Here is a 6,707-nt window from a genome sequence, read left to right as displayed (position 1 = left end):
ACGTACAACGGCAGCGAGATGCGCCCTTTCACGGGACGAGCAGGATCGATGGACGCGTTGAAGTACCCGAGCCGAGTCGGCAACCAACTGCGCTATCGCGACGATGGCAGTGAACCTGTCCGCAAGGACGCGCGGCCGCCGCGCAAGACGTAACCCAAGTCCGAGCGACTGATTGTGGGCCGCTTGGACTCAGTGTAGATCGCCGAAGGCCGCTACTGCGGCGAGCTGCGCGACATCGCCTTCGACCAGCCCGAGGTCCACGTGGTCGAGAAAGACGCAGTGCTGCACTACGCCTTCTACGCGCTGCGCTGGGACGGCCCGGTGCCGCTGCGCGGCTGTGGCGGCCGGCCGCTACCGGCAGCGCGACTATGCCAACGGGAGCGAGCTCGGCACCATCAGCGTGCCCGGGCCTGCGCCCAGGCTGCGCTTCGACCGGCATCTGCTGCTTCAAGCACTGCCAGTGGTGGGCTGATGCGACGTCGGGTAGGCTCTCAGCCGAGAGCCTACACATGCCTTCCGACGTACTGCCGCCCAGCCAAGACCCCGACCTGCTGCGCCGCCTGCTGCGCGCAAAAGACCGCATGGACGCCGCCTCGCACGAGGCCTGGCCCGTCTCGAGGCTGGCGAGCGTGAGCGGCGTTTCCGAGGCCCACTTCGCGCGTTCGTTCAAGCAGGCCTTCGGCGTGCCGCCGCACCGCTACCTGCTCACGCGGCGCATCGAGCGCGCGACCGCGCTGTTGCGCGACACCGACCTGCCCATCACCGAGATCGCCTTCCAGACAGGCTGGGAGAGCCTGGGCACCTTCGGGCGCACCTTCCGAGACATCACCGGCGAGAGCCCGAGCGCGAACCGCGAGCGCGAGCAGGCCCAGGCGAGCCAGCTCGGCCGCGTGCCCCACTGCATCGTCAGCGCCGCCCACCGGCCTGGCCTCGAAATCGCAGTTTCGGAGAAGCGGCGCCGCGAGGCGGGCGGTACAAAAGAGCCGTCGAAATGAACAGGAGGTCCCATGAGCCAAGGTGTCAACGTGGTCGGCTTGTATGTGCGAGACCAGGATGAAGCGCTCGCGTTCTATGTCGAGAAGCTGGGTTTTCGCGTCCACACGGACGTGCGCAACGGCGGCTTTCGCTGGCTGACGGTGCAGCACCCGGAGCAGCCCTCGTTCCAGCTGGGCCTCTTCACACCCGGGCCGCCGATGCAGGACGAGGCGACCGCGCAGGCGCTGCGCGCGCTCGTGGCCAAGGGCACGATGCCGCCGCTCGTGCTGGTGGTGAACGACTGCCGCGCGGCCTACGACCGCATGCTCGGCCTGGGGGTGGAATTCACGCAGGAGCCCATCGACCGCTTCGGCACCATGGACGCGGGCTTCCGCGACCCTTCGGGCAACGGCTGGAAGATGATCGGTGCGCGCCGCCAATGAAGGGAGACTGCCTTGAACAACAACAGCAAYTGGAATCACTTGATCCGGCAGACGCACCGTTGGCTGTCGATGGCCTTCACGCTGACCGTCGTCGCCAACTTCGTCGCAATGGCGCGCTGCCGTGCGCCAGGGGCCGGATAGCACCAGCACCGAGGCACCATGAGGCCAGCCCCAGCGAGCGCGCGGCCCTTAGCGCAGCCATCAGATCTTGCGACGATGCCACCATGCAAGCCTACGCTCATAGTCGGCATGAGGGTTTGAAGTCATGTTTTCCTGAGCCCAGCCCAAGGAGTGAGTGTCCGGTTGTGGCCGCATGCTTCCTCTAGCGCCGAACTGTTCGGCGAGGCTGAGGCATTGTGCGAATTGGCGCCTACTGCCCGCATGGGCAGGCTACAACGCGTTCGCGGAGGGCTAGCATCCGAGTCGCACGGCGCCACGCGCTGCTATTCCCATGAACACCTTCCACGCCGATCCCCCTCCGATTTCCCGGGCGAGGCTGTTGCTTGCCGCTGCAGTGTTGTCGCTCGCAGCATGCGCGGGCTTGCCTACGCGCACGCCCGAGGCGATGCCGCCCGCGAGCCATGCGATTGCCGACGGAGCTGGAACGCCGCTCGCAAGGATCGCCGCCGAGGCGCTGCCCGATCGTTCGAGCTCGGCGTTCAGGTTGCTGCCCCTGGCCGCAGCGGCTTACGAAACCCGCATCGAGCTTGCGCGCCAGGCACAACGCACGCTGGATGTGCAGAGCTTCGTCTTCAACGGCGACCGCACCGGCGCGTACCTGCTGGGCGCCTTGCGCTACGCAGCCGCAAGGGGCGTGCGGGTCCGGCTCTTGATCGACGACCTGCACAGCGACTCGGTCGAGCCGCTGTTGAGCGATCTCGCCGCTTTCGATCGGGTAGAGGTGCGTCTGATCAATCCTTTCGTGCGGGCACGCGGCTCGCGCGCCAGCAAGCTGTTCAGCTCGCTCGACCAGCTTTCGCGCGTCAACCACCGCATGCACAACAAGCTCTTCGCTGCGGACAACGCACTTGCCGTCTTCGGCGGGCGCAACATCGGCGACGAGTACTTCATGCGGGCGGCCAGCGGCGGCAACTTCGTCGACCTCGACCTGCTCGCGGCCGGCCAGGTGGTGCGCGATCTCTCGGCGTCCTTCGACGACTACTGGAACAGCAAACATGCCTGGTCGATCGACTTGATCGTGCGGCCCGAATCGACGCCGGCCGAGCGCCGGCAGCGCTTCGACGCCCGACTGGCAGAGGTTCAAGCGCCGTCGCCCGACCTGGGCGTGCCTGCGCGCCTTGCGCAATACGCGACTCTCCCCGACGAGTTGCGTGCGGGGCGCGTGCGCCTGGTGCCCGTGCCGGCGCAGGTGCTGGCCGACCCGGTCGACAAGCTCGCCGGGGCGCGCGTCGCGGACCGCGCCGGTACGGTTCGCGCTGGTGCCGGCCAGGCGATGGCCAGCGCGCGCAGTGAAGTCTTCGTCGTCTCGCCCTATTTCGTTCCGGGCGAAATTGGCATGCAGGTGACCAAGCAAAACAGCCGGCGCGGCGTCCGTCTGCGGCTCCTGACGAACTCGTTGGCGGCCACCGACGAACCGGCCGTCCACGCCGGCTACATGGCCTATCGCAAAGAGATGGTGACGATCGGCGCCGAGGTCTACGAACTCAGTCCGTCGCTCGCGCGCGAACGAGGGCGACTCGGCCGCTTCGGCGAGAGCACCGGCGTGTTGCATGCCAAGGTGATCGTGATCGACCAGGCGCGTCTGTTCGTCGGCTCGATGAACCTCGACGGGCGCTCGGAGCGCTACAACACCGAACTCGGTGTGCTGATCGACAGTCCGGAGCTGGCCCACGACTTCCTGTCCATGATGGATTTCGAATCCAGCACCTACCGACTTCGCCTCGGTCCCGATGGCGAGCTGCGGTGGGTGCGTGGCGTTGGCGAAGCGGAAATCGTGCTGGACCAGGAGCCGGAGGTCGGCGTCCTGCGCCAGCTGCTTGCGCGCGTTCTCGGTGCGCTGCTGCCGCAAAATTGGCTCTGAGTGAGGAGCGCCTCAAATCCACCAATTCCGGCAGCTGCAAGGGACAACGGCGAACCAGCGTTCTCCCAGTTTGCGCCGAAACAGGCCGCTGACCTGAATGTCTCCTTATGGCCGCTTTCAGGCATCCGGCGGAGGTTTCTCGTGCGAGCTTCGGTTGCTCGCTCGCAAGCGCTGAACGTGGCGAACTACCCGAGGGGTTTCAAGGCCGCGACCCTTGGCAGTACCTGCGCGACGTCCTCGCGAGACTGCCGACCCACCTGAACAGCCGGATCGAGGAGTTGCTGCCACACCGCTGGCGCGTCCGCGCACTCAGCGAGCCGACGTCCACATGAAGAACATCGAGGCACTCTGATCAACGATGCGGCGAGATCACGGTCGGTGCGATCGGATCGATCGAGTGCGCCGCCACTGCCGCCGATGGCCGCAACGCGCTGGCCATGATCGTGAGGCGGAAAGGTGAGACTCTCAAAGCGCTGCTCAAGCGGCTGGACAAGGCCATCGCCAAGTTCTACGAAGATGGCGTGGTCATCGACGAGATCAACGATCCCGACGAATGACCCGCGCCGCCGTCAAGGTGGGACGGCAAGACGCTCACCCTACAACGCCGAGTCTCCATCAACGAGTGTTCGCTGCCCCCTTACCCTGCAGGGGCCCCGAGCCAAGGCTTTGCATCGCTGATGACCTGACCAAGTTGCCCACGCAGCTAAATCGGCTCACCGCTTCCTCACCGCTTCCTCATCGCGTGCCCCGCGCTGGATGCGAAGCCAAATCCGCGGTTCAGCTCCGCCGTCTTGTCCCTTAGTGGCCAACGTGATTGTGCTTACGATCGCACCATAACTCTCGAGAGTTCGATGCCCTGTCGCCGAGGCAATCTAAGAGGAAACCCTAGTTTCGTCGAACGACAGGCACAGCTACGATGATGCTAACGTTAGCACGCCTTAATGAGTAGTTTTGATCAAACAGAAAGCCTTGGACGGCCATGTTGATGATCGACGCGAACCGCTTTAAGACTTGACCGCGTTCCATTCCCACAAGCCGAAATTTCTACATTTGGAGACACTCACAATGAAAAAAACTCTCGTCGCCGTGGCTGTTCTAGCTGCGACCGGCGTCGCCTCGGCTCAGTCAACGGTGACCCTGTTTGGAGTTGTTGACGCAGCCATCAGTGGATACAAGAACCAGTCGGAAACGCCTTTTGGTGTGTCCGTCAATAAGTCGCAAACGGCCATGACGAGTTCCGGCTACAACAACAGCCGGTTGGGATTTCGCGGAACGGAAGATCTCGGGGGCGGCTTGGCCGCGACCTTCTGGTTGGAAGCGGGGATGACCAACGACAACGGCCTCGGCGCAGGCACCGGAGGCGCCCTTATCTTCAATCGGCGATCAACCGTTAGCCTTTCCGGCGTCTTCGGTGAAGTTCGCCTTGGAAAGGACTTCACGCCCACGTTCTGGAACGACACCGTATTCGATGCTTTTGGCGCCAACGGGGTCGGTACCAACCTGATCACGACTGCAAGTGGCGGCGCCACTTTCGGTGTCCCTAACAGCGGCTTCCAAGCGAATCCAAACTACGTGAGGGCTGTCAACTCGGTGGGCTACTTTCTGCCACCGAACCTAGGCGGGATTTATGGTCAGTTCATGTATGCTTTCAACGAGCAAGTCTCCTATGATCCGGGCGGCCTGACCCCTCCAGGAACTGCCGCAATTGCCGGGAACCCGGCCCTGGCCCTGACGCCTAACAACGCGCGGGTCGGCCGATACGTTGGCGGTCGCGTGGGTTACGCCAAAGGTCCGCTGGATGTAGCGTTGGCCTACGGAGCAAGCACGATCGGTTCCAACTATTTCGTCGGTACAACAACGACACTCAATACTTGGAACGTAGGCGCCTCATATGACTTTGGCGTGGTGAAGTTGCTTGGTGAATATTCCAACAACAAGCAAAAAACCGATTTCGCGACGAACACCTTCAACCCGTTCGGTACAACAAAACCTGGCGCCAATGGTGCCGTTGTCGGCGTGCTCATACCCGTGGGTGTCGGGATGATTCGCGCGTCTTATTCGGAGGTCAAATACAACAATGTGAACGCGAATACTCTGGGCCTGAACCCGAACCCGAAGGCTGATCAATTCGCGATCGGATACGTACACAACCTCTCGAGGCGGACGGCGCTGTACACCACGTTCTCGTACTTGAAAGACAAGGATGGCGCTGCGCTGGCAGTCACAGGCTCTCCCGGCTTCTACACGGGTCCAGTTCCGGGCGGCCCCGGCAGCGCGACGCCCAGCAAGTCGCTGGGTTACGACGTGGGGATCCGTCACGCATTTTGATCAGAGACCGCGGCCAATTTTCTTGCAAGTGAAGTAGTTGAAGCCACCCGTTGATCGGGTGGCTTTTTTTTACCGGGCTGAGGCAACTGGCTGCAGTTGCGTAGTAGGAGGCCAGTGAAGTCAAAGCAGAGGGCACCGCTGGATCATGTGCGCTCGCCGTTTGGTTGGGCGCGCCTCTGCATTCACCGAGCCCTGCGACGCTTCACACAGGCACCGGACGTCTCTGCGATCGCCGCAATGCCAGAATCCATCCAGGGTACCGAGGATCACGGCATAGAGCAGGACGGAGTTCTGCGGCGGATTGAAAAGGTCGGGGTCTTGCTCGCCTCGCCCCTTTCCTCGCACACGAGGTGGCGCCATCTTCACGATCGACGGCGGCCTTTGCCTAACCTAAGCGCGCGGTGGCCCCGTCGTAACAACGGTTGAAGAACCGATGTGCGCGTGAGTGCCTGCCGGCGCTTCACGAGGAAGTCGATCGAGTTGGCAGCGCCGAGCCATGCAGATCTTCTGCCGTTGCCCCGCGAGCCATTGCCGCAAAGCATCGGCCACCTTGCGTTACCTCTCTTGAGGATTCGCCTTCACTCGGCAGATTGACCGCTACATCAATGACTAAGAGTAGTCATAAGGCCGCATCGAGTTGAAACCAGGCGGCGCCTCGCCGACTCAAGCGCGTCTAGAACCAGCGGCGGCAGATGTCACTGAGTTCCTGCGAAGGATCCTTGATCAAGTCAATCGCAAAGCCTCTGACCCGGTCCTTTTCTTGCTCATCGGTGATGTACTCCACGGGCGACTTGCCATCGATCCGCGCCAGCAACAGGCCAGGCAGCAATCGCGCGGCTCGGCGTTGTACGTCGTGTACAGGCTCCCAACAAACTTGGTCGAGGTAGCCGCGCATCAATGCCAGCCGCGCATCAATGCCA

The 6,707-nt window shown here is 63.1% G+C and carries 5 protein-coding genes and 2 pseudogenes; 6 read left to right on the top strand and 1 reads right to left on the bottom strand.

What is annotated here, in order from left to right; translation table 11 throughout:
• Nucleotides 1-509 precede the first annotated feature (509 nt).
• The 6 genes and pseudogenes from AC1DY5_RS36865 (at nt 510) to AC1DY5_RS36840 (ending at nt 5,787) form a co-directional block, all read left to right on the top strand.
• A complete protein-coding gene (locus tag AC1DY5_RS36865; RefSeq protein ID WP_478119428.1) occupies nt 510-995 on the top strand; it encodes a helix-turn-helix domain-containing protein in 486 nt (161 codons plus the stop codon).
• Nucleotides 996-1,007: 12 nt separating this feature from the next.
• Nucleotides 1,008-1,418 (top strand): VOC family protein, encoded by a 411-nt coding sequence (locus tag AC1DY5_RS36860; protein WP_478119427.1) that lies wholly within the window; start codon nt 1,008-1,010, stop codon nt 1,416-1,418.
• Between the two features lie 12 nt (nt 1,419-1,430).
• Nucleotides 1,431-1,559 (top strand): hypothetical protein, encoded by a 129-nt coding sequence (locus tag AC1DY5_RS36855; RefSeq protein WP_478119426.1) that lies wholly within the window; start codon nt 1,431-1,433, stop codon nt 1,557-1,559.
• Between the two features lie 310 nt (nt 1,560-1,869).
• Entirely contained in the window at nt 1,870-3,459 is a 1,590-nt protein-coding gene (locus tag AC1DY5_RS36850; protein ID WP_478119425.1) for a phospholipase D-like domain-containing protein, read from the top strand.
• Nucleotides 3,460-3,662: 203 nt separating this feature from the next.
• A pseudogene (locus AC1DY5_RS36845) lies at nt 3,663-3,791 on the top strand (transposase domain-containing protein); the annotation flags it as partial.
• A 733-nt stretch (nt 3,792-4,524) separates the two neighbouring features.
• Nucleotides 4,525-5,787, top strand: a complete 1,263-nt coding sequence (locus tag AC1DY5_RS36840) for a porin (RefSeq protein ID WP_478119424.1) — start codon at nt 4,525-4,527, stop codon at nt 5,785-5,787.
• 673 nt (nt 5,788-6,460) lie between these two features.
• Here AC1DY5_RS36840 and AC1DY5_RS36835 read toward each other — a convergent pair.
• Nucleotides 6,461-6,707 (bottom strand): annotated as a pseudogene (locus tag AC1DY5_RS36835) (aminoglycoside phosphotransferase family protein); the annotation flags it as partial.

It is taken from the genome of Variovorax sp. P4_D9 (assembly GCF_056401695.1).
Note: the sequence above shows the minus strand (reverse complement) of the source record. Positions and strands in the feature narration are given on the sequence as shown.